Origin of the sequence: Gluconobacter sp. P1D12_c (assembly GCF_018812105.1) — a bacterium.
Classification (GTDB): Bacteria; Pseudomonadota; Alphaproteobacteria; order Acetobacterales; family Acetobacteraceae; genus Gluconobacter; species Gluconobacter oxydans_A.
In genome coordinates, this window is the sequence record NZ_JACSIQ010000452.1 from 1 (window position 1) to 455 (window position 455).

Sequence of the window (455 nt, forward strand, 5' to 3'; positions counted from 1 at the left end):
CAGAAGCCCCTCTCTCAATCGCGCGCCATCACTGGCGGCGGCTTCTGTTGTCTTCCATTTGCGGATGAACCGATACTTCCGGTCGATGGAGACGTGGGGTTTGTAGCCAAAGAATGGGATAGCGAGATCACTCGACGGCATGGTTCCATCGTCCTGCCGCTTCGCTTTCGTGAACTTCAGCGTCCAGCGCGCATGGCGATCCTTGTGCGACAGCTTTGACGGCTTGTCCTGCCAGTCTTCGGGAATACGGCCTGCCCGGAGATCGGCTTTCTCGGCGTTCGTGTTGCGCTGCTTTGGAGCCGCCACCAGCGTTGCATCCAGGATCTGGCCCGACATCGGCAGATAGCCGGCGTGCCGCAGGGTCGCGTCAAAACGGTTGAACAGACCCTCGATCGCTCCCACCTGCGTCAGGCGCTCACGGAACAGCCAGAGTGTTTTGGCATCAGGAACACGAT

The 455-nt window shown here is 59.8% G+C and carries 1 pseudogene; it reads right to left on the reverse strand.

Features of this window, described 5'->3' with window-relative positions:
- Nucleotides 1–455: pseudogene (locus tag KP705_RS17630) on the reverse strand (IS5/IS1182 family transposase); the annotation flags it as partial.